Source organism: bacterium (genome assembly GCA_014360495.1).
GTDB lineage: Bacteria > Armatimonadota > JACIXR01 > JACIXR01 > JACIXR01 > JACIXR01.
On sequence record JACIXR010000006.1, the window covers coordinates 1 to 22,096 of the forward strand.

17 protein-coding genes are annotated in these 22,096 nt (G+C 47.5%); 3 read left to right on the forward strand and 14 right to left on the reverse strand.

Annotated features, from left to right (window positions below; genetic code table 11):
* Positions 1–34: 34 nt before the first annotated feature.
* Positions 35–754 (reverse strand): DUF1559 domain-containing protein, encoded by a 720-nt coding sequence (locus tag H5T88_06125; protein MBC7329921.1) that lies wholly within the window; start codon positions 752–754, stop codon positions 35–37.
* 84 nt (positions 755–838) lie between these two features.
* Positions 839–1,597 (reverse strand): DUF1559 domain-containing protein, encoded by a 759-nt coding sequence (locus H5T88_06130; GenBank protein ID MBC7329922.1) that lies wholly within the window; start codon positions 1,595–1,597, stop codon positions 839–841.
* A 315-nt stretch (positions 1,598–1,912) separates the two neighbouring features.
* Here H5T88_06130 and H5T88_06135 point away from each other — a divergent pair, with 315 nt between their 5' ends.
* Positions 1,913–3,982: a glycosyl hydrolase gene (locus H5T88_06135; protein ID MBC7329923.1), complete on the forward strand. Its 2,070-nt coding sequence runs from the start codon at positions 1,913–1,915 to the stop codon at positions 3,980–3,982.
* Between the two features lie 76 nt (positions 3,983–4,058).
* On the opposite strand, the gene aroA is transcribed toward H5T88_06135, so the two are convergent.
* From aroA to H5T88_06165, 6 genes are all read right to left on the reverse strand, one after another.
* A complete protein-coding gene (gene aroA / locus H5T88_06140; protein ID MBC7329924.1) occupies positions 4,059–5,339 on the reverse strand; it encodes a 3-phosphoshikimate 1-carboxyvinyltransferase in 1,281 nt (426 codons plus the stop codon).
* Positions 5,323–6,189, reverse strand: coding sequence for a prephenate dehydrogenase/arogenate dehydrogenase family protein (locus tag H5T88_06145; GenBank protein ID MBC7329925.1), 867 nt, complete (start codon positions 6,187–6,189; stop codon positions 5,323–5,325). The genes aroA and H5T88_06145 overlap by 17 nt, the downstream gene beginning before the upstream one ends.
* Before the next feature lies 1 nt (position 6,190).
* Positions 6,191–7,213, reverse strand: coding sequence for a 3-deoxy-7-phosphoheptulonate synthase (gene aroF, locus H5T88_06150; GenBank protein ID MBC7329926.1), 1,023 nt, complete (start codon positions 7,211–7,213; stop codon positions 6,191–6,193).
* A complete protein-coding gene (locus tag H5T88_06155; GenBank protein MBC7329927.1) occupies positions 7,213–8,301 on the reverse strand; it encodes a histidinol-phosphate transaminase in 1,089 nt (362 codons plus the stop codon). The genes aroF and H5T88_06155 overlap by 1 nt, the downstream gene beginning before the upstream one ends.
* Positions 8,302–8,343: 42 nt before the next feature.
* Positions 8,344–8,829, reverse strand: coding sequence for a hypothetical protein (locus H5T88_06160; protein MBC7329928.1), 486 nt, complete (start codon positions 8,827–8,829; stop codon positions 8,344–8,346).
* Positions 8,830–9,190: 361 nt separating this feature from the next.
* Complete coding sequence (locus H5T88_06165) at positions 9,191–13,084, reverse strand: hypothetical protein (protein ID MBC7329929.1); 3,894 nt, start codon at positions 13,082–13,084, stop codon at positions 9,191–9,193.
* Between the two features lie 206 nt (positions 13,085–13,290).
* Here H5T88_06165 and H5T88_06170 point away from each other — a divergent pair, with 206 nt between their 5' ends.
* Positions 13,291–14,613 (forward strand): HD domain-containing protein, encoded by a 1,323-nt coding sequence (locus H5T88_06170; GenBank protein MBC7329930.1) that lies wholly within the window; start codon positions 13,291–13,293, stop codon positions 14,611–14,613.
* A 133-nt stretch (positions 14,614–14,746) separates the two neighbouring features.
* Here H5T88_06170 and nifU read toward each other — a convergent pair whose 3' ends face one another.
* Genes nifU through H5T88_06190 form a run of 4 tightly spaced genes read right to left on the reverse strand, consistent with a single transcriptional unit; the run spans position 14,747 to position 17,618 of the window.
* On the reverse strand, positions 14,747–15,124 hold the full coding sequence (nifU, locus tag H5T88_06175) for a Fe-S cluster assembly scaffold protein NifU (GenBank protein MBC7329931.1): 378 nt from the start codon (positions 15,122–15,124) through the stop codon (positions 14,747–14,749).
* Between the two features lie 11 nt (positions 15,125–15,135).
* Positions 15,136–16,035, reverse strand: coding sequence for a quinolinate synthase NadA (nadA, locus tag H5T88_06180; GenBank protein MBC7329932.1), 900 nt, complete (start codon positions 16,033–16,035; stop codon positions 15,136–15,138).
* Between the two features lie 5 nt (positions 16,036–16,040).
* On the reverse strand, positions 16,041–17,192 hold the full coding sequence (gene nifS, locus H5T88_06185; GenBank protein MBC7329933.1) for a cysteine desulfurase NifS: 1,152 nt from the start codon (positions 17,190–17,192) through the stop codon (positions 16,041–16,043).
* 3 nt (positions 17,193–17,195) lie between these two features.
* The gene (locus H5T88_06190; protein MBC7329934.1) at positions 17,196–17,618 is read right to left on the reverse strand and encodes an Rrf2 family transcriptional regulator; all 423 of its coding nucleotides are present in this window, start codon (positions 17,616–17,618) and stop codon (positions 17,196–17,198) included.
* 156 nt (positions 17,619–17,774) lie between these two features.
* Here H5T88_06190 and H5T88_06195 point away from each other — a divergent pair, with 156 nt between their 5' ends.
* Complete coding sequence (locus H5T88_06195) at positions 17,775–18,887, forward strand: alanine racemase (GenBank protein ID MBC7329935.1); 1,113 nt, start codon at positions 17,775–17,777, stop codon at positions 18,885–18,887.
* 603 nt (positions 18,888–19,490) lie between these two features.
* On the opposite strand, the gene H5T88_06200 is transcribed toward H5T88_06195, so the two are convergent.
* Positions 19,491–20,039, reverse strand: coding sequence for a flavin reductase family protein (locus tag H5T88_06200; GenBank protein ID MBC7329936.1), 549 nt, complete (start codon positions 20,037–20,039; stop codon positions 19,491–19,493).
* The gene (gene gyrB, locus H5T88_06205; GenBank protein ID MBC7329937.1) at positions 20,036–22,009 is read right to left on the reverse strand and encodes a DNA topoisomerase (ATP-hydrolyzing) subunit B; all 1,974 of its coding nucleotides are present in this window, start codon (positions 22,007–22,009) and stop codon (positions 20,036–20,038) included. The genes H5T88_06200 and gyrB overlap by 4 nt, the downstream gene beginning before the upstream one ends.
* Positions 22,010–22,096: the final 87 nt, after the last annotated feature.

Genomic DNA, 22,096 nt, shown 5'->3' on the forward strand with positions numbered 1-22,096 from the left:
CGGGAAGGCTACGCCTTCCCGCCCCCCATCTCCTTTACGGCAGCTCGTAGTTGTCGTTGCAGGTCAAATCGTAGGGCGTGCAGGGACCTTGATCCTGATTCCACATATTGATTGGTGATGTCGTCTGCTGAGGCTTCAACCACTTCACATGTCCATCAGCGAAGATGAATACCTTTCCATCGGCGTGCCAACAGCTCTCCTTGCGGAAAACCCAGTTGCACCAAGTGCCAGCGTCAGCGCAAGCGATATGAGGCTCATGAATTATTATAAGGTTAGCTGGAGCTTTAAGGTCTGCCATCTTCTTTGGTGCTCCACAGAAGGAGGAACCATTGTAATTGTAATGGAACTTGACGCCAGGGGGAACGGGTATAGCCGTTGGGACTACGGAACCATAACAGCAATCGTTCGTTTCCTCACCCTGACTTGCATAATCACCAGACGGCTGGGAAGGACAAGTCCATATTTGCCAGTTTTTGAGGTAAGGCTGAATCATCAATCGCCAAGTCATATAAGGTGCTTCTTGAGGTGCCCAGCATGGTCTTCCCTTACCCCATCTATCCATTGGATATGTCTCGTCCCAATCTTGGCAATACATCATCAGCGCTAGCCCTATCTGCTTAGCATTGGACATACAAGCCGCCTTTCTTGCTTGCTCTCTTGCTCGGCTGAAGACGGGGAAGAGGATGGCGGCCAGAATGGCGATGATAGCTATGACGACCAATAGCTCAATGAGCGTGAAGCCCTTCCTTTTCATCTTTTCACCTCCTTTCCTTTCAGATTTTTAGCGGCATACTGTCTTGAAAGGGATGGGAAGGCACTGCCTTCCCATCCCTTTCCTTTACCATTCCCAATCGTAATATCTAAGCTTTCCGCCTCCCGTAATCGTCCTTATCTGGTTCCAATTCAACCACTTAGCGTGTCCATCAGCGAATACGATATGGGAACCTCCCATATGGTAGGTGTGGTTATCAGGGTCAGGTGGAACGGCTGCTGGGTCAGCTGGCGGGCAGCCACAGCCCCACCAATCCTTGAAGGCGATTCTGCGGAGAAACGCCCTGGCGGGGTCCTGTGTCCACACGAAATGGTAATCTCCCAGGTATTGGCAAGGGGAATCGGCGATGACCACAGTATCTGCAGGATGTTGTAGGCGAGACATCCTCAGCGGTCTCTGATAAGACATAGGTTCGCTATAGCCGTAATTTATCTTAACTCTGTTCCAAGCAGGGCAGCCGTTTTCATCCTTGAACTCGGATAGTCTGGTGATAGCGGGGAAGCAGAAGCAGTGAGAACCGCTCTGGCTGGGGCAGGAGAATATGCTCACATTCTTGACATAGGGGAAAATATTACTCAACCAGTAGGAAACATCTCCCCTCCATTGGCAAACTGCTTCGCCCCAACAGGAGACGGGATAGCACTCGTCCCAATCCTGAACATACATCATCAGCCCTGTGCCTATCTGCTTCATATTGGACAGACAAGCGGCTTTTCTTGCTTGCTCTCTTGCTCGGCTGAAGACGGGGAAGAGAATGGCGGCCAGAATGGCGATGATAGCTATGACGACCAATAGCTCAATGAGTGTGAAGCCCTTCCTTTTCATCTTTTCACCTCCTTTCCTTTTAGATTTTTGGCTTCATAAAATAAAGAGCCGAGACAACGATACCACAACACCCTTTCTTTAAGAGAATTTCTTTTCTCTGCTTATTCAACCGTTTAGCTCGTATTTTTAACATATCTAATCCCTATGTTACAGCATTTGCAAATCAAGGTCAATACATTTTTCTTTTAACTCCATTATAAACATAGTCAAAATTATGTCAATAATTTTAAAATTATTATGACATTTAAAAAATTTTTGGGGTGGAAGGAAAATTGCTTTTAAGATAAAATCATCTTAAAGGAGGGTGATTATGAGATGAAATTTCGTCTTTTACTTCTTGTTCTTATCTCTTTTTCCTTGGCGTTCGCTGAGGAAAATCGCCTCTATATCATCTCTCAATATGATTGGGGAAACAAGACCGGCTTTTACCTTGATTTTGAGAACTCCTCTCAGGGCTCCGCTCCCTGCAAGCTTGAAACCCTTCGCCTCATCCTCGGAATAGCGGATGGGAAAAATTGGCGCTTCATAGTCGCCACTCCAAAATGGCAATTCAACAGGACTTATTCAGCGAAAGCCATTATAACCCGCCATAAGGGAGAGCTTTATCTTGATGGAGAGCTTATAGGGGTTAGCGAAGGTGGATTTCTTCCCTTCAAGGGTGAACTATCCCTTTACAATATACCAGGATGGGCAAAAGGCAGGGCGGAGTATCTCATAGTAGTGGAGAGGATAAATCTCTCAAGCGGAGGGAAAAAGAGAGCCCTTTCTTTCCCTCAACCGAAAATCCCCCTTTTCGTCTTTGAGCCCCAATTTCCTCAAGACATCCCTTTTGAAGTTAAAGATGAAATAGAGATGGAGGTGAAATTCTATATAATTCCCTATCCTAATTTAAGGGAGATTTCTCCTTTCATAGACCGTTATGGACAATGCAGGTATGCCGATTGGAAGGGAAAGATAAAGAGCGATGAGGACTTAAGAAGGGCTTGGGAAGAGGAAGAGAGGATGCTTAAAAGTTTGAGCGAGCCCAAGGGTTACGATAAATACGGAGGGTACAAGCTTGCGGGGTGGAAGGAGAAAGGAACAGGATTTTACAGGGTAGTTAAAAGGGGAGGGTTTTGGTGGCTTGTATCCCCTGAGGGGAATCCCTGTTTTTATCTTGGGCTTTGTGGAGTTCCCTCACTTAATTGGGAGATGACGCCTGTGAGCGATAGGGAATATCTCTTTGAGTGGCTCCCACCGAAGGAGGGGATATATTCCGCCTGCTGGGGAAAAGGCGCATGGGGAGATGGCTCAACGGAATATGTTGCCTTTCATACGGCGAATATGATACGCAAATATGGGAAGGATTGGCAGAAGATAGCGCTTGATTTAACAAGGAGACGCCTGAAGCTCTGGGGATTCAGCGGTGTTGGGAAATGGGGAGCTATGGAGGGAATGCCCTATCTTCCCGTCCTTCGTAGGTGGGATGTTCCTAACATCGCCCGTCACCCAGATATATTTGATGAAAAGGTGAGGGAGAAATTCAAGGAGTCGCTTCGTTCTCAGATAGAGCCGAGCAAGAACGACCCATTTGTTGTGGGTTGGTCCCTGGGAAACGAATATGAGGAGATAATAACGAAAGGGGAGATTTCCGATATCTTGGGGAAATCAGCGAATGTTCCCGCTAAAAGAGCGTTGATAGATTATGCCCTGGAGAAGATATATAAGGGTGATTGGCAGGCTATGGCGAAAGCCTGGGGATTGAATGTGAGGAGTAAAGAGGAATTATATCAAGTGAAAGTTAATCCCCCTGGTGAGGATTTGGAGAAGATGCGGCTATTCTACGCTGAAAAATACTATGAATTCATTTACAAGACAGTGAAGGAGATAGACCCTAACCATCTATATTTTGGCTTTTGGATTGTTCCCAGATGGTGGGAGAGCGAGGAGGATTGGAGAGTGGCAGCGAAATATTGTGATGTGATCGGCTACGATTTGTATTCTTTTAATTTTATGAGCGATTGGCTGAGAAAACTGGTTAAGGAAACAGGTAAGCCGATAATTTGCGGTGAGTTTTCCTACCCTGCTTTCTATGATGGAGAGAGGGGATTTGGGCTTTACGGCGTTTGGGCGAAGGATGACGCTCATTCAGGAGAGCTTTATAAGAAGTGGGTAAGGGATGCCTCAAGCAATCCCTATTGTGTTGGGATTGCTTGGTTTTTCTACAGGGACCAGCCATTAACGGGAAGGGGACCGGGCAGAGGAGAGGAGCTGGTTTATGGAGAGCATTACGCTTTCGGGATGGTGGATGTAGGGGATAGACCCAAATGGGATTTGGTGAAGAGGGTGAGGGAGGCAAATCTCTCCGCTGTGAAGTGGAGATTGGAGGCGAGTAAAGTAAAGTAAGAGGGAAGTTGAGTTTCTCCTTTTAGAAAAGTTGGAGCAGCATTTTAGAGTTTGTCTTACTTGGCGGGAGCTTGTATTAGGACGACTGGGAAATCGCCTCGCCGATCAGGGGTTTGATGAGCGAGAAGAACTCGGGGAAAGAGATTGCGACGCATTGAGCGTTCCTAACCACCGTTTCACCTTCGCTCGTCAATCCCAGGATGGCGAATGCCATTGCTATCCTATGGTCTCCAAATGAATTTACAACCGCGCCCTTTGTCTTTCCACCTCTAATCAACAATCCGTCCTTCCTCTCCTCCACCTCCACCCCCATCTTCCTCAAGCCAATCGCTAAAGCCCTTATCCTATCCGTTTCCTTATATCTCAGCTCTTCGGCATTTCTTAACTCCGTAATCCCCTTAGCCCTCGCTCCGAGGATAGCCAATATGGGTAATTCGTCTATCATCAAAGGGATATCCTTGTCAATTTTAGTCCCCATTAATTCCCCTCCCATCACCTCAATATCGCCGACGGGTTCGTTAGCTTCCTCTCTCAAGTTCCTTATATCCACCTTCGCTCCCATATCTCGTAGGACATTCAAAAAGCCCGTCCTCGTTGGGTTAAGTCCTACATCCTTTATAATCAAATGGGAACGGGTGAGAAGGGCAAGGGCTATGAAAAACGCCGAGGAGGAAAAATCGCCGGGGATTCTCATTTTGAGAGGTGAGAGCCTTGAACTCTCCTCAATGCTTATCCCCTCTTTCCACTCTATCTTCGCGCCCATATAGGAGAGCATCCTTTCGGTATGGTCTCGAGAGGGAGATGGCTCAAATACCGTGGTCTTTCCCTCCGCGAAGAGACCGGCGAGGAGTACTGCCGATTTGACCTGTGCCGAGGCTACGGGAAGGCGATACTCTATTCCCTTCAGTTTCCCTCCCCAAATTGCTAAGGGTGGATAACGAGAAGCCCTCGCAAAAATCTTAGCGCCCATCATCTCAAGAGGTTGCTTTATCCTATCCATAGGTCTTCTGCGAAGGGATGAATCGCCCGTGAGGATGGAGAGGAAGGGATGAGCGGAGAGAATGCCGGATAGAAGCCTCATAGTCGTTCCCGAATTGCCTGCATTCAAGATATTTTGCGGTTCCTTCAAGTTCCCACCTCTTATCCTCACCCTCCTTCTCTCAAGCTCCCATTCCACTCCCAAAAGCCTCAAACATCTCAAGGTGCTCATACAATCCTTACAGATATTGAAATTGTCCAAATCGCTTTCTCCCTCAGCGATGCTTCCCAGCATCGCACCCCGATGGGAGATTGACTTATCCCCCGGTATCATTATCTCTCCCTCAAATTCCCTTGCCCTTCTACAAACAAGCTTCATCCAATTTCTCCCTCTCTTCCTTCGCCTTCTCCAATTTATCCCTCAATTTTCCCTCCTCCAATCCCTTTCTCATCTCTTCCATAACCTCCTCCCATTCCTCCCAAACTTTTAGGAGGTTTTCCTTGTTCTCTATAAATATCTCTTCCCACATATCGGCAGGGCTCTTCGCTATCCTCGTCATACTTTTGAATCCACCCGCGACGAGCGACCTCGCTCCTTCTTCTCTTTCGCAGAGTTTGCTAAATAGCAAGGAGAGAGCGAATGCGAGGATGTGGGGGAAGTGGCTTGTGTAGGAGAGCAAAAGGTCGTGTTTTTCCGCATCCATAATCAAAGGCTTTGCCCCTATAGCTCTAACCAATTCGCTGAGCTTTCCCATCCCCTCATCAGTTGAGCGTGGAGAGGGAGTGAGGATATAGATTGAATTTTTAAATAGCTCCGCGTCAGCCCATTCCACTCCCTTTTTCTCCATTCCCGCAAGGGGATGACCGCCCACGAAGACGATATGTTCAGGGAGCTTTTCCGATTCCTCAACGATTCTTCTCTTGACGCTTCCCACATCGGTTACGAGGCAACCTTCCTTTGCGAATTTAGCTATCTGAGGGAAGAAGGAGGGAATAGTCGCGGGAGTTGTGGCGAGAACGATTAAATCGGCTTGGGAGAAGGCTTCCTCCGAGGAGAGGGTTGCGAAATCAATAGCTCCCTTCTGGAGAGCTTTCTCTAAGCTCTCCATTCTCCTTCCCAAGCCGATGATTCTCTTGGCGATTTTGGCTTTCCTGATGGCTAAGGCGAGCGAGCCGCCGATTAAACCAACGCCAACTATTGAGATGGTCTTAAATGATGCCTCGTCCATCTCAGAGGGTTCTCCCCACAGCTTGGGCAACAGCCCTCAGTTCCTCAACGAGGGGGAGGAAGTTCTCAATGCGGAGGGATTGTGGACCATCTTTGAGGGCTTGTTCTGGGTGGGGATGAACTTCAATGAGGAGACCATCAGCGCCCGCTGCTATCGCCGCCTTTGATACCGCTGGCACGAGCTGCCATTTACCCGTCCCATGGCTGGGGTCGGCAATGACAGGCAGGTGAGATAAATCCTTAACTAAGGGGATGGCGTTGATATCCAAAGTGAATCTTGTGGAGGGCTCAAATGTCCTTATTCCTCTCTCGCAAAGGATGATGTTGAGGTTGCCCTCTTTCGCGATGTATTCCGCTGCCAAGAGCCATTCCTCTATAGTAGCGCCGAATCCCCTTTTGAGCACGACGGGCTTACCGCTCTTTCCCACTTCGGAGAGAAGGCGGAAGTTGTGCATATTCCGGGTTCCTATTTGCAGGATATCGGCATGCTCGGATACGAGCTCAACATCACGAGGGTCCATAACCTCGGTGACAACGAGAAGACCGAACTCCTTTTTAACCTGAGAGAGGATTTCCAGTCCCTCTTCTCCCAATCCCTGGAATGAATAGGGGGAGGTTGAGGGTTTGAAGGCGCCTCCCCTCAATATCCTTACTCCTGCCTGCTTCACCGCCTTTGCGGTCTCGTAGACCTGCTCATAGGACTCCACTGAGCAGGGTCCAGCCATCAAAACAACCTTTTGTCCTCCTATCTCCACATCGTCAACCTTTATCACTGAGCCCTGAGGGCGAAACTCCCTCGCGACGAGGTGATAAGGCTTGACGATTATCAACACATCTTCCACAAAGGGAAGAGAGCGGAGGACATCAGCACACTCTAACTCGTTTACCTCAGGAACCCCGACTCCTCCAATGACAAGTTTCTCAACTCCTTTCGATATGTGGATTTTGTATCCCCACGCCTCAAGGCGTGAGGTAACCTCTTTCACTTCCTCGTCGGTTGCCTTAGCATTTAGAATGACGAGCATTAATCAGCACCTCCCAATGCCTTTTTAAGCGCTCTTATGAACCTTTCGTTCTGTTCCATAGTCCCTATGCTCACCCTCAGGAAGGTTGGGCAGCCGAATATATCGCCAGTCCTAACAATCACTCCCTCCCGAAGAAGAGCCTGGAAGACCTCCCTGCTATCCCTTTTGACATCAACGAAGATGAAGTTGGCTTGAGTAGGCAGATAGAATAAGCCCATCTCTTCAAATTGCTCGTAAAGATATCGCTTTCCCTCCCAAATCGTCATCTGTGTCTTCTTCAGATGTTCCTCGTCATCCAAGGCGGAGACAGCGGCAACTTGAGCGAGATAATTGACATTGAAGGGTTCCCGTGTATGCTCTATCGCTTGAACTGTGTCCTCTTTAGCAACCCCATAGCCTATTCTCAATCCGGCTAAGCCGTAAATCTTGCTGAAGGTGCGGAGAACGATGACATCCTTTCCCTCCCGGAGCAAGGAGAGGCTATCGGGGAAGGATGGGTCATCAACGAACTCGTAATAAGCCTCATCCAAAACTACGAGTTTTCCTTCCGCTTCCTTGACGAGTTTTTCCAATTGTTCTTTTGAAAGGAAAGTGCCGGTGGGATTATTGGGGTTGGCGATGAATATTACCTTTGTCTTTTCGTTTATGGCGTCAATGAGGGAATCCACATCATATTGGAAATCCTTGAGAGGAACTTTTCTGCATACGGCTTTATTTAAGAGAATGGCGGCTTCATATCTGACGAAGGAGGGGTCAACCATTATAGCTTCGTCTCCTTCATCCAGGAAGGCGAGCCCGATGAAATGAATTATCTCGTCCACGCCGTTTCCGAAGACGAAGGAGGAAGGAGGGAAACCGAGCTTTTGGGAAAGCTTCTCCCTCAGAATAGCGCAGTTGCCATCGGGATAATAGCTGACATTTTCCAAGCTCTCTCTCATTGCTTCAAGGGCGCGTGGGGAGGGTCCGAGAGGGTTCTCATTAGAGGCCAATTTGATAACATCCGTGAGTCCAAGCTCACGCTTGACTTCCTCAATGGGCTTTCCTGGTTGGTAAGGTTCAATTTTATAAATGTGCTCTTTACCCTTCATTTATCATCAAGCTCCTTGGGGATTAAAGGTTATAGGGAGGTTTTAAAAGGGTGGAGGAGGAGGTGTATCGTCTCCTCCACCGCCACCTCCTGAGCCTCCTCCGTCTGAGCTGCTGGAGGGAGTTGTGTATTGGAAGGTTAAAATGAGGGTTTCCTTCCCAAAGTTATCCGTTGCATAGACTTTAATTTCGTAAGTCCCATCTTGTTGAAGGATGACATCGGCAACCCAAATATTTGTAGCGGAATTCAGGATTGGATTAAATTGTCCTGAAACTGGTCCGGAGAATTCGCCGCGCATAGAACTGATAGATGTGTTTTGGAGAGGGATGCAGGAATAGAGGAAAGTAAGGGTGCGGGAGGTGGGGTTCCAAACTTTATCCAAGACCTCAACCATATATCCGCTGGCTGGGTAGTTTATCCCACTGTCGGAGGAGGGGTTCGTTCCAGTGCCTGTAGTGAGGCTAACAGGTCCGCCACAGCCGGCGAGTATTAGGAATACCGATAAAAGGGCGATTTTTCCGATTTTCATATTGAAAATAATAAAAAGATGCTATGAAAAAGTCAACAATTTGTTTGATTCGCTGATGTATTTGAGCCTTTTAATACTTGGGCAGTTGCCCTTTTGTCATTGAGAGGCTTTCCAAAGGAAAGCTGTGGCAATCTCTTATTTAATGCCACGGGAACTCTCTATAGATTCTTGAACTATCTTGAACACGCAATATCCCTAAGCATCCTCAGTCCAAAAGGTTCTATCTTCTGTACCCCTATGGGAGAGAAGCTTTTAGGCGAAAACCAGTTTCGCTAAGTTTCGCCATCTCTTCATCTATAATGATAATCATTGATAATAATTATATATCACTGCACCGAATATAAATCTCAGAAAACGAGCCCTATTCTCCCCTTATATAATCTATTGAGAATCTGGCATCGGGAGCTCCGCCAGTTGGGTCTATGCGGATGGCGGTTATCCGTTTTCCTTTCCATAGAGGATGATTGCCAACGTCTATCACATATTCGTGATACTTTCCATCCGATATTATGGGGAATTTCACCGTCTTGTCCTCGGCGAAATTGGGGGAATCCGCCGTCGCCCAATAAAGCTCCGCCCCTCCACCAGCCGTCGTCATCATTCTTATCCTAATCCTTGCGCAGCTATTTCCATCAATATCCATCCCAAACCTTACCATATATGGGTCGCCTCCCGTCGCAATACCCTCCAAGCATCCATTTCTAACCTCCAAATCCGCTATATCGTTCTGCGACCACCATCCCTCAAGAGATTCAGCGAATTCAAATTCTAACCTCGTCCTGAGCTCTGGAAGAACGCTCACCTTTTTAACCTCTATCCCCTCCACCTTGACCTCCTGCCAGGAGTCGCTCGCCTTAAGGTTCACCCCCACCAAGCCCATATTGGAATCATATTCAAAGCTCGCTTCTTTCCCATTCACTAGCACCCTCTGGGGCTTGCTGGCTCCCGCAATGACAACCCAGCCCGGCTCCCCACTGGGAAGCTTTATCTCAAAGGAGAGGTTCTTTCCTCTCAAAGATGCATCCCTGACCTTCCCCCTATAATTCACACGAAAATCGCCAATCTTAATCGTCTGAGGTTCGCTATCCCTATTCAATAGCTTGTAAACGCACTTCAAAATCAACATAGGAGAGAAGACCCATCCCGCCTTATCTCCCTTAATCGCCCCTATGCTATCCGGCCAAAGGGCTATGTTCTCTCCCTCCTCGTCCTGCTGATACATAGCGCTGCGTGTTATCCCCTCTGCCACCTTTTTCCAGGGGAAGGATTGGTCGTAATCCCACAATTTAAGAAGGGCATAAGCGTAGCGCAGACCGTTCCATTGAACTGGTCTACCGAACCAGGAGACCTCATATAAGCTCGCTCCGAAAACGGGAATGGAAGCGTATCTCATAAATGGAAACTTGGGCTCATTCCACACATAGATGAAAGGCAATCCCCTCCTCGCCCACTTTTTCGCTTCCTCCAAATATTCCTTATTCCCAGTTGCCCTATAGCCCTCAATATAGGCATCAACAGCATCTGAGGCGGCGAGGACATCAGGAGTATGAACGGGCACTTCCCAAACCTGGGCAGCTCTCGGCACATTGAACCTTTTCATAAACTCCAAAGCCTTCAATCCTGCCTGCAAGAGCTTTTGGTCTCCGCTCATCCTCGCATAACGGAGGATTTGATAGGCATTGTAGGCGCAGGTGCCAACCTCAACCGCATTGTGGGGTCCCAATTGGCGATAATCATAACCCTCAAATACTCCCGTTCCCAAGCGGTTGGCGTAAAATCGCCAGGAGCCATCCTCCCACTGCTGATTGAGAAGGCTTATCGCTTGCATACCCATCCCTAGCACAGACCTTAATGGTTCATTGAAGGTGAAGCCGAGGTCATCCCCAGCTATATCAATGCGATATTTATTTCTCATAAAATCTATCATTTCCCAGCATTTCCTCTTTACATCCGCTGAAGGGGAAAGGAGATAGCCTTGATAGAGGTCATAGAGGAAGGAAGAAGGACGACCTTTCCCAGAGAGGAGGGGACCGGCTCCCTTAGATGTCCACCACTGCTCCTCCTCGGGAATCCAAAGGGATTTCAGATAGGCATTCATAGAAAACTCTATCTCCTTTAGATAATTCCCTCTCGGGATGGTCATAGGCTCGGGCACACCGAAGAGGGAAAACCATTTATCCATCGCTGATAGGGCGTCTTTTGCCTCTCCGCTGGCGTAAATCCAAGCGGTGAGCTTCAGGCTTTTGCCCTTAGCGAGCTTATATGGCTTATCCGCGAGGCGCTCGTTTTCCCTCACCCATTGAGGGACTGAGGGCAGAAACAATCCCATTATATGGGCGTTTCTCCCCTCAAACCAATCAGGAGAGGCGAAGACTGCGCTCGGTCTATCGTTTTCGCCATCCCATTTCTGATAAGCATCCCAGAGAACGGCTACCGAAAGCCCCTTGTTGTATATGCTCATAAGGGGAATTGTTATCTTATTTGGATGAGGAACATATCTAATCCTATCGGGATGATTTTCCGAGATGTCTAGACTGCTGGAGGAGCGTTCGCCGTCAACAAGCCATTCCAAGCCGGGGAAGAGCGCCTCTTCCTTCCCTTCCCCGAAGCTTCCCTCTCCCGCTAAAAGAAGGGGACCCTCAAATAGGAGAAGCTCCCTATCCTTATTGCAAGTGAGTGTGTAATCCGCCTTAAACACATCATTCCCTTTAGCCAAGGTGAGTTTGAGTTCAAATCGCCAGTTACCGCCGTCCTCATCCTTGAATTGTTTGGAGAAGAGAAGCTGGGCTTCGTTCTTTTGGCGCGAAATCTTTGGGGCGTTTGTATAAATCAGCATTTCTGTCTTTTTGCCTTTAAGGGAAAAGATGAGGCGGGCGAGATGAGGGATTCTCGCAAGGGATTTCCACTCATTGCCTTGTTTTACCCTTATCTCGGCTATACCATACCCGAAGGAGGAGCGGGGGAAAAGGATGGCGAGCTTCTCGTTTGAGAGAATTGCGACTCCATCTTTCACAATCGCATTAGCCTGAGGAAAGGAAGGAGTGTAAGCGGGAAAAGAAGCGCCAATCAACAAGCTTCCTTTGAACTCCCTTTTTTCTCCCTGCAGAGATAGCTCTACTTTCGCTTCTTCCTTTATGCTCTCCCTCAAAGCCTTCACCTGCCAGGAGAGCCTCGCCGAGCTTTGGGGTGGGAGGGAATCTATCCTCTTCTGCTGGGCATCGAGGAGGTTAAGGTTTTTGGAAAGGGAGATGCTGGAGGATATGTCCTTGGCGATTGCGGTTCCCGCGTTTCTTAGAATGAGGTAGATACCGCCGTTTTGACCGGGAGAGAGGATTGATCGCCCCAATTGAAGCTCCGCCTTGATGGAGGGCGCGAGCTTTAGCTCGGCATCCGCTTCCCAACCCATCTTGGATTTAGCGGACAGCCTTATCACATCTTCCCTATCCCTTATCCCTGAAACCTTCCAGCTAACCTCGGTGGGAAATTCCTTGATTCCGACCGATTTGACCTCTTGAGTGAGGGAGTCGGTAGTGGAGAGATAGGAGGGAAGCTCAAGGGAGACGGTCAAGTCGCCGATTTCATCACCTATGTTCTGCAGTTCCGCCTTGACGAGGCATTCCCTGCCTTCTTTTCCCTTTATCTCCTCAATATAGAGCTTCTTTATAGCGGGCACAGCCCCCGCCTTCTCCATATATTCCACATCGTCTATCAACCAAGCTCCTCTCCCTCCGTAAATGCGGGGAGCGAGCATGACCCATTTCACTTTCGGCTTGCCGGAGAAATCGTATGTGACAACAGCTTTATGCCATTTACCATCCCCTATATGGCTTTGGGGGACTATGTAGGATTGACGAGGTAGTCCCGTATCTTCCAAGGGCTTAGCGGACATAGGGATGACGAAGAAGGCGAGCTTGGCATCCTTATCGGCTGATAGCGCCTTATACCAGAAGGAGATAGCCCCCTTCAATTCAGAAAGCATGCTGCCCTGTTCCCCGCTGAAGGGCTTCCAGGCGCGATTCAACCCCGTTTCCTCGCTTGGGACTTCCTTAATCCTGTGAAGTAGGAGGGAATATTTGCCCGAGTGAGCGTCAGTGGAAACCCCTATCTCGCTCGTTGGTGGACCGCCCACGGGTTCCCAATGCTGGGGAAAACCCTGAGGATTAAGCTCCTCAAATCCTCCGTTAGTTATCGGGTTCCCCTTGCTAAATCCAGAGAAAAGAATTATGATGAGCAAAACGAGCAAGCTAAATCTCATAGGGCAGACCTCCTTTATCTTTATTATGGAGGAAATAATTCCTTAGAGCAAGGAGTAAAATGTTAGAATAAGCTTGAATATATCGTTTAAGAAGCGGTAATTTAAAGAAATACAGTGGTTGTAGTGAAAAAAAATAGACAAAAGAAACTTAGTTTATTAAATTTTGATTAATTAATAGTTTAAAATATCAGGCAGGAGGTTTCCTAATGGAGCAGCAGAAGATTTCTCCTACCGAAGTGTTTGTTGCTCTCTCAACAGTCCTTGACCTTGCTCACCCAGAGCTCTCAAATCACCACAAGGTCTGCGCCTACATATCCCTTAAAATAGCCGAGGAGATGGAGTTGGAGGAGGAGCTGAGGAGAAACCTGTTTTTCTCCGCCCTCGTTCACGACATCGGTATCCTCTCTCTAAGGGAAAGCATAGAAGTTCATCAAATTGAGGCAACTGACCCCCACCGCCACGCCTATATCGGCTATTGTCTCCTGCGTAATAACTCCTTCTTCACAAAAGTGGTTCCTCAAGCGGGAAACATCTTGCTTTACCATCACGCTCCCTGGCGAGAAATGGAGAATGCTTCTGTTCGCACCAACCTTTTAGAGGCGGTCATAAAAACGACGGAAGAGGAGATATCCATCGCAAGCTATATTTTAAGCCTTGCGGATAAGGTTTCCATCCTCATTAAACCCGACAAGTTCATTCTTCATCAGGCTGGGGATATTCGCCGAACGATAGAGGGATTGGCTTTGAAGCTTTTACCTGAAAATGTCATTGAGGCGTTCATTTCTGTATCAAGCAAGGAAAGCTTCTGGCTTGAGCTTGTCTCTCCCTATTTGGATTCACTCCTTTTTGAAAAAGCTAATTTCCCCTCCATCCCCTTGGATTGGGAGGAAGAGCTTTCAATAGCTTACCTTATCTGTGATATAACCGACTTTAAGAGCCCTTTCACTTCCGTTCATTCTTTCAGCGTGGGTGAGTTAGCTGAGAGGATAGCGAGCTTCTGCGGTTTCTCAAAAGAAGAGCTCAAAATGATTAAAATGGCAGGCTATATGCACGATTTGGGGAAGCTTGCCGTTCCCACTGAGGTTTTAGAGAAGAACGGAAGGCTAACGCCGGAGGAATTTGAGGTCGTGAAGGCGCATCCTTTCTATACCTATATGGTGTTATCTCGTGTAAAGGGATGGGAGAAGATAAGAGATTGGGCTTCCTTCCATCACGAGCATCTTGATGGAACGGGCTATCCCTTCCATTTAAAAGAGGAGGATTTGGATTTAGGTTCCAGAATTATGGCGGTAGCTGATGTTTTTTCCGCATTGAGGGAGTATCGTCCCTATCGGGGCGTTATGGGGAAGGAGGATGTGATTGGGATTTTGAAAAAGCTCGTGGAGGATAGGGCGCTTGATGGAGAACTAGTATCTATCGTGGAGGAGAGATACGATGAATTAGATACTGCCTTCCTCCAAGCCCAATTCTCTATGCTCAATCACTATCAGCGTTTTTGGCAGTCTCTCGCCCATATATCCCTTCCCTGAGAATTTCCTCCGTCCAGTAAAGGGAGACGATGCCAGCACAGGCTCCGCAGAGAGCTATCGTTTCCTCTTCAAATAGGAAGAGGGATTCTCCACAAAGGGGGCAGATAATGAGCTCTCCATTCCCATCTATTCATCACCTTCCTTTCTTTCTCTTGTAATCCTCTATCGCTGCTCTTATTCCTTCTTCAGCCAAAAGGGAGCAGTGATATTTTATCGCGGGTAAGCCGCCCAAGGCTTCCGCCACTGTCCTGTTCGTTATCTTCAAGGCTTCCTCTATATCCTTCCCCTTCACGAGCTCGGTAACCATTGAGGAAGTGGCTATGGCAGCCGCACAACCGAAAGTTTGAAACTTGCAATCTTCTATTTTGTTAGCCTTCACCTTAATATAAATCACCATTATATCGCCGCACATAGGATTGCCAACTTTTCCCACTCCATCAGCATTCTCAATCTTTCCTACATTTTTGGGATTGCGAAAATGCTCCATAACCTTCTCGCTATATTCCAACATATCTAATCACCTCAAACATACTCTAACATCTTCTCAAGGGATTTTCTCGCCCGAGATATTATTTCCTCGGGGAGCTCTATCTTATATCTTTCATAGAGGAGGGAAAAATATACATCCTCTAAAGTCGTCAGCTTCATATTTCTACACATCAATGCCCTGGGGACGAGGAACTCTTTTGTGGGGTTCTCCTTCTTCAATCTATGCAATAAGCCTACTTCAGTGCATATTATAAATCTTTTAGCCCTGCTTTCCCTGGCATATCTAAGCATTCCAGAGGTTGAGAGGACGGCATCAGCGAGGTCCAAGACCTCAGGGTCGCATTCGGGATGGGCGAGAACGAGCGCATCGGGATATTTCTTCTTCGCTTCCCTAACCTCTTCCGCCTTTATCCTCTTATGCACATAACAGAAGCCTTCCCAAGGATGGATTTTCTTGCCATCCGAAAAGCGAGCGCTCCAAAGGGCGAGGTTCTTATCGGGAACGAAGAAGATCTCCTCCCCCTCTATATTCCTCACTACCTGCAAAGCATTCGCCGATGTGCAACAGACATCTGCTTCCGCCTTCACATCAGCATTTGTGTTGACATAAGCAACAACCTTCGCCCTTGGATGAATTCTCCTCCATGCCCTTATATCCTCAGCGCTAACCATCTCCGCCATCGGGCAGATTGCATCGGAACGGGGCAAAAGGACAACCTTTTGAGGTGAGAGAATCTTCGCCGTCTCAGCCATAAATTTCACGCCGCAAAAGACCACAATTTTATTTTCCATCTGAGCAACCTTCCTTGATAGTTCCAAGCTATCACCAACGAAATCAGCTATATCCTGCACCTCTGGCAATTGATAATTGTGCGCTACTATAAGAGCGTTTTTCTCTTCCTTAAGTTTCAATATCTTTTCTCTAAGCTCCATATTCCTCACTCCCAAAAGGGGGATATTTTCCTCAATTCCTCAACTATGGAGGGAAATACCTTGCTCACCCTCTTCACATCTTCTTCTTTATTGAATTTCCCCAAGCTGAAACGAAGGGAGCCATGGGCTACCTCGGGAGGAACGCCCATAGCGAGGAGAACATGGGAAGGCTCTAAAGAACCTGAAGTGCAAGCCGAACCCGAAGAGGCGTAGATTCCCTCCCTATCAAGGTTTATAAGCATTGATTCCCCCTCAACATATTTAACGCAAATGGAGAGGGTGTTGTAGAGCCTATTTTGAGGGTGTCCATTCAATACAACCTCGGGAATCCTTTCCAATAGCCTTCTCTCAAGCTCATCTCTCAAAGCCCTCACCCTTTTTCCCTCCTCCGTCATCTCCTCCTGGGCTATCTCCGCAGCCTTCCCCAAGCCGACTATCCCTGCTACATTCTCCGTTCCCCCTCTTCTTCCCCTCTCCTGCTCGCCTCCCTGAATGATGGGAGATATCTTCACTCCTTTCCTCACATATAAAGCTCCCACTCCCTTCGGTCCGTAAAATTTGTGGGCTGAGAGGGAGAGGAGGTCAATCCCCAACTCTTTAACATCTATGGGAATCTTCCCCACCGCCTGAACGGCATCTGTATGGAAATAAACTCCGTGCCTCTTTGCTATCTCCCCTATCTTTTTTATCGGCTGTATCGTTCCCACCTCATTGTTGGCAAACATAATGGAAATTAAAATCGTTTGGGGAGTGATGCTTTTCTCCAAAGCATCCAAATCTACCACTCCATAACGGTCAACGGGAAGATAAGCTATCTGAAAGCCCTGCTTTTCAAGGAACTTACAAGTGTTTAGGACGGCGTGATGTTCTATCTGCGAGGTTATTATATGTTTCCCTTTATCTTGATACGCGTAAGCTATTCCTTTTATCGCAAAGTTGTCCGATTCTGTTCCACCTGAAGTAAAGATTATCTCGTTTGGGTTGGCGTTGAGGAGCTTTGCGAGCTTTTCCCTTGCCTCCTCAACCGCTTTCCTCGCCCTTTGAGCTAGGGAGTAGATGGAGGAAGGATTGCCGAACTCCTCCTTGAGATAAGGAAGCATAGCGGAAAGAACCCTTTCGTCTATGGGGGTTGTAGCATTGTAATCCATATAAATCATTTTCTAAACACCTCCTAAGGCGAGTTGCCTTTTCACGAGGTCGCTGAGCTTCTTTTTCTCAAAAATCTCCCTCAGGGCAGAGGAAGCCTCATCCCAGAGTTCCCTCGTTGCACAGCAGGCGCTTTTCTCGCAGAAGCGGGGATTATCAAGGCAGGGGACGAGGGAGAGGGAGCCAGCGACGCTTTTTATGATTTCAAAAAGGGATATATCCTCGGGAGGGCGGGGAAGGATATAGCCGCCTCCCGGACCCCTCATGCTGATGAGAAGTCCTCCCGCCTCAAGGGCATAGGCGATTTGTCTCATATACTTGAGGGGGATGGATTGGCGCTCGGCGACTTTTTCCAGCTTCACTGGACCTTTGTTCCAGTGAAGGGCGAGCTCCAGCATCAATCTCATACCATAACGGACTTTCGTTGAAAGTCTCATAATCGCCTCCTATTGTATACTATTTTGATAAACTTTATACACTATTATATCAAGAAGATTTGGAAAGTCAAATTGAGATTGTGAAAACTTACCTTCCCGAATAGAAATACCTTTTCAAGGTTGATTTTCTTTTAGTTCTTATTCATTATTAAATTTATGAGTTACTGCTGGGCTGAGATAGATTTAAACGCTATCATCCATAATCTCAAGCAAATCCAAAGATTTGTAGGCGAAAATGTAAAGGTTATGGCTGTTGTGAAAGCCGATGCCTATGGGCACGGCATAGAGGAAGTAGCGAAAGCCATTTCCTCTCAGGGGAATTTCTACTTCGGGGTTTCCTCCCTTCAAGAGGGAATAAAATTGAGAGAAGCTGGGATAAAATCACCAATAGTCAACCTCCTCCCCACCCTTCCGGAGGACATAAAGGAAACAATTCATTGGAATATAACGCCCATAATCTCCAATGGGAAAATAGCTCATCTCATAAACGAGGAAAGCAAGCGGCAGGGGAGGATATGTCCGGTTCACATAAAGATAGACACCGGAATGGGCAGGTTGGGAATAAGTCCAGATGTAGCCCTTGATTTCGTCTTGAGATTTCGTGAATACGAAAACCTTTCCCTTGAGGGAATTTATACCCATTTCGCCTCCGCCGATAGCGATTTGGATTTCACAAAACATCAGCTCTCCATTTTTCTTGAAGTTTTGAAGGAAATAAGGGAGCGAGGAATAGAAATCCCCCTGAAACATTGCGCCAACAGCGCCGCCATTTTCTCCCTGAAGGATTCCCATCTTGATATGGTGCGTCCGGGCATAGCCCTCTATGGGATAAATCCCACTCAAAACGGTGCCGTTGGACTCCTTCCCGCTATGAGCGTTAAGGCGAAAGTTATAGAGGTGAAGGACCTGCCCGCTGGTCATAGCATAAGCTATGGTAGGACATATATATTGCCTCGGAAAAGCAGGGTGGCGGTGATTGGGATAGGCTACGCTCAAGGATTTTTCCGCTCATTTTCCAATAAAGGAAATGTTTTGATTAAGGGAAAGAGGGCACCTATATTGGGGGTAGTGTGTATGGACCAGATGGTCGTTGATGTAAGCGAAATAGAGGGTGTTGAATTGGGAGAAGAGGTGGTAATAATGGGAAGGCAAGGGGAGGAGGAAATAACTCCGTGGGAATTGGCGAAGTTTAGCGAAACAATTCCCTACGAAATTCTAACCTCTTTGGGACATCAGCTTCCGAGAGCATATAAGCCAACAAGATATTAGACATCTTTTAATTTCCCCGTTCTTTTGGTAGGAAGAAAAGGAAAAGGTGAATTTAAAAGAACGAAGGTAGCGAAATAACTTGTCAAAACTATGCAATGGATGTGAGCGGTAGCGAAGGGGTGTCAATGAAACCAACATCCAAATTTTATGAGAAGGCATATCTGCTCAAACAATATCCAGAGCATTCAATCCCCAGATAAAGTAATGAAAGCCAAAGAAAAGGGTCCTGATATTTAAAGAGACGGAAAGAAATGCTATGATGCTATCTCTTTTGCCGTAGAGGGCAAAAACGAGGGAATAGATAAGTAGGAGAGTTAAATTATAGTCAACCCAACAAAAGAATCTCTGGACGAAAAAGCGAGGAGGGATGGGAGAGCCGATATCAAGGGCGAATAGGGTGGCGATGGCAACGAGCCCAAGGAGAAACCTCGTCGGTATCGGCTTCTCAAATGCCTCCCAGGGCTCAAGGAGAAGTTTGAAATAAAAACTTAATCCTCTGGGTGTTCATCCTTAGGATAAAGGAGGGCAGGAGCAAAACAACCGTTATTACTTCTATTGTTGATATCCTCTTCCTCAGGCTATCCCCTCTCCAATGAAGACAAATCAGCGAGCATAGACTCTTTTTCCTGCTATCGCGTAGACATTTCCTCCGAGATGATGTAGCGTCTGTCCTTCTATTTTCTCCGTTATCAAATGCCCATCGTAAAGGTCATCGTTGACCGAACCCGCTATCACCTGACCGATGAAAATCGTGTGGTCGCCGGCTGTATAATGGGCGTAAAGCTTGCACTCTATATGTCCAATGCATTCCTCAATCAGTGGTGCTTTCACCTTGCTCGCCGGGATGGGAGTTAATCCTGCCTCCTTGAACTTATCTCTATTTCTTCCCGAAATCGTCCCACAGAGATGCACTTGCTTCAAAAGGGAAGCATTTGGGACATTAACCACGAACTCGCCGGAATTGAGTATCAAATCGTGGGAATAGCGGGAGGGAGCAACGCTTATCGCCAATAGAGGCGGACGGATGCTCACTGGCGTTGACCAAGCCAAAGTTATTATATTTGGTCCCTTTTCTCCCATCACCGTCACCAAAATGGTTGGACCGTGATTGATGAGCTGAAGGGCTTGATTGGGGGTGAGTTCCTTTTTCATATATCTAAGTTGCGCACCTCCTTAGCGTGCTTCTCTATGAATTCCCTTCTCGGCTCAACTTTCCCTCCCATGAGAATGGTGAAAATCTCGTCCGCTTTTATCGCATCTTCAATTGTTACTTGAATCAATGTTCTAGTGGAAGGGTCCATAGTCGTTTCCCATAATTGTTGGGGATTCATTTCTCCCAAACCTTTATACCTCTGAATCGTTACATCCTTTTTCTTTATCTTCTTTAAAATCTCCTCCAACTCGCTATCGCTGTAGGCGTAATAGCGTTCCTTGCCATCCCTTCCTACTTTAATCTGATAAAGAGGAGGCTGAGCGATGTAGATGTGCCCCCTCTCTATTAGAGGACGCATATAGCGGAAGAAGAAGGTCAAAAGGAGCGTTCTTATGTGAGCGCCATCAACATCAGCATCAGCCATAATTATTATGCGGTGGTAGCGCAGACGGTCTATATTGAATTTCCCATCTTCCTCTCCGCTCTCCGCTATCCCCGTTCCGAGAGCGGTTATAAGCGATTTTATCTCCTCGTTCTCCAAGGCTTTATCAAGCCTCGCTTTCTCAACATTTAGAACCTTTCCCCGTAGGGGAAGTATCGCCTGATAACGCCTATCCCTTCCCTGCTTAGCTGAACCTCCCGCTGAATCTCCCTCAACTATGTAAAGCTCACACTTTGAGGGGTCCTTCTCCGTGCAGTCGGCTAACTTGCCGGGAAGCGAACCGCTTTCAAGGGCGCTTTGCCGTTTCACTAAATCCGCAGCTTTGCGAGCCGCCTCCCTCGCCCGATAAGCTGTTAGCCCCTTCTCTATGATTTTCCTCGCAACCGAGGGATTTTCCTCAAAGAAACGCGATAGCTCCTCCCCAACGATGGAATTCATCAGCCCTTCCATCTCGCTGTTGCCCAATTTCGTCTTCGTCTGACCTTCAAATTGGGGTTGGAGAAGCTTAACGCTTATAACCGCCGTTAAGCCTTCCCTCGCGTCCTCTCCACCTATATTCGGGTCCTTGTCTTTCAGAAGTCCCAATTTCCTTGCATATTGATTGATAACCCTCGTGAGGGCGGTTTTGAATCCGGAAACATGTGTCCCACCTTCCACTGTATTTATATTATTTGCGAAGGAGAGAATCGTTTCCTGATAGCCATCCGTGTATTGGATAGCTACCTCCACTTCGCAGCCATTGCGCACCTGCTTGAAATAAATTGGCTTGTGGATGGGTTTTTTGTTGCGATTGAGGAATTGAACGAAGGCTTCCAATCCTCCCTTGAACTGGAAGGATTCCTCCGTTCCCGTTCTCTCGTCCTTGAAGATTATCTTGACGCCGGGGTTGAGGTAAGCGAGATAGCGGAAGCGCTCAGCGAGGATTTCATAGGACCAATCAAATTCTCCGAATATCTCCTTATCGGGCAAGAAGCGAACCGCTGTGCCAGTATGGGAGGCATTGCCAATCGCCTTTAGGGGAGCGAGAGGAACGCCTCTCTCATACTTTTGATACCAGACCTTTCCCTCTCTTTTAACCCTCACTTCCAACCATTCAGAGAGGGCGTTGACGACGGAAACGCCCACGCCGTGCAGACCTCCCGCTACCTTATAGCTTCCTCCACCGAACTTAGAACCAGCATGGAGGACGGTCATAACGACCTCCACGCCGGGGATTTGGAGCTCGGGATGGATATCCACTGGGATGCCCCGCCCATTATCAACCACTGATACGCTCTTGTCCTCGTGGATGGTTATCTCAATCCTGTCGCAGAAGCCGGCGAGAACCTCATCAATGGAATTGTCTACGACCTCAAAGACGAGATGGTGAAGACCACGAGGACCTGTAGAGCCTATATACATAGCGGGGCGTCTTCGGACAGCCTCAAGCCCCTTGAGAACCGTTATCTGTTCAGCTGTGTATTCCTTCAATTCTTCCACAATATTAATTTTGGGGGGAAAATATGAAGAAGTCAATATTCCCTGCATAATTCCATACCATTTGAGACTCCTTTGCTTATTAAGCTCAACTATACCCGTTGAAGAGTTCTATGGAGCGCTCCCCATAGCCGTTAC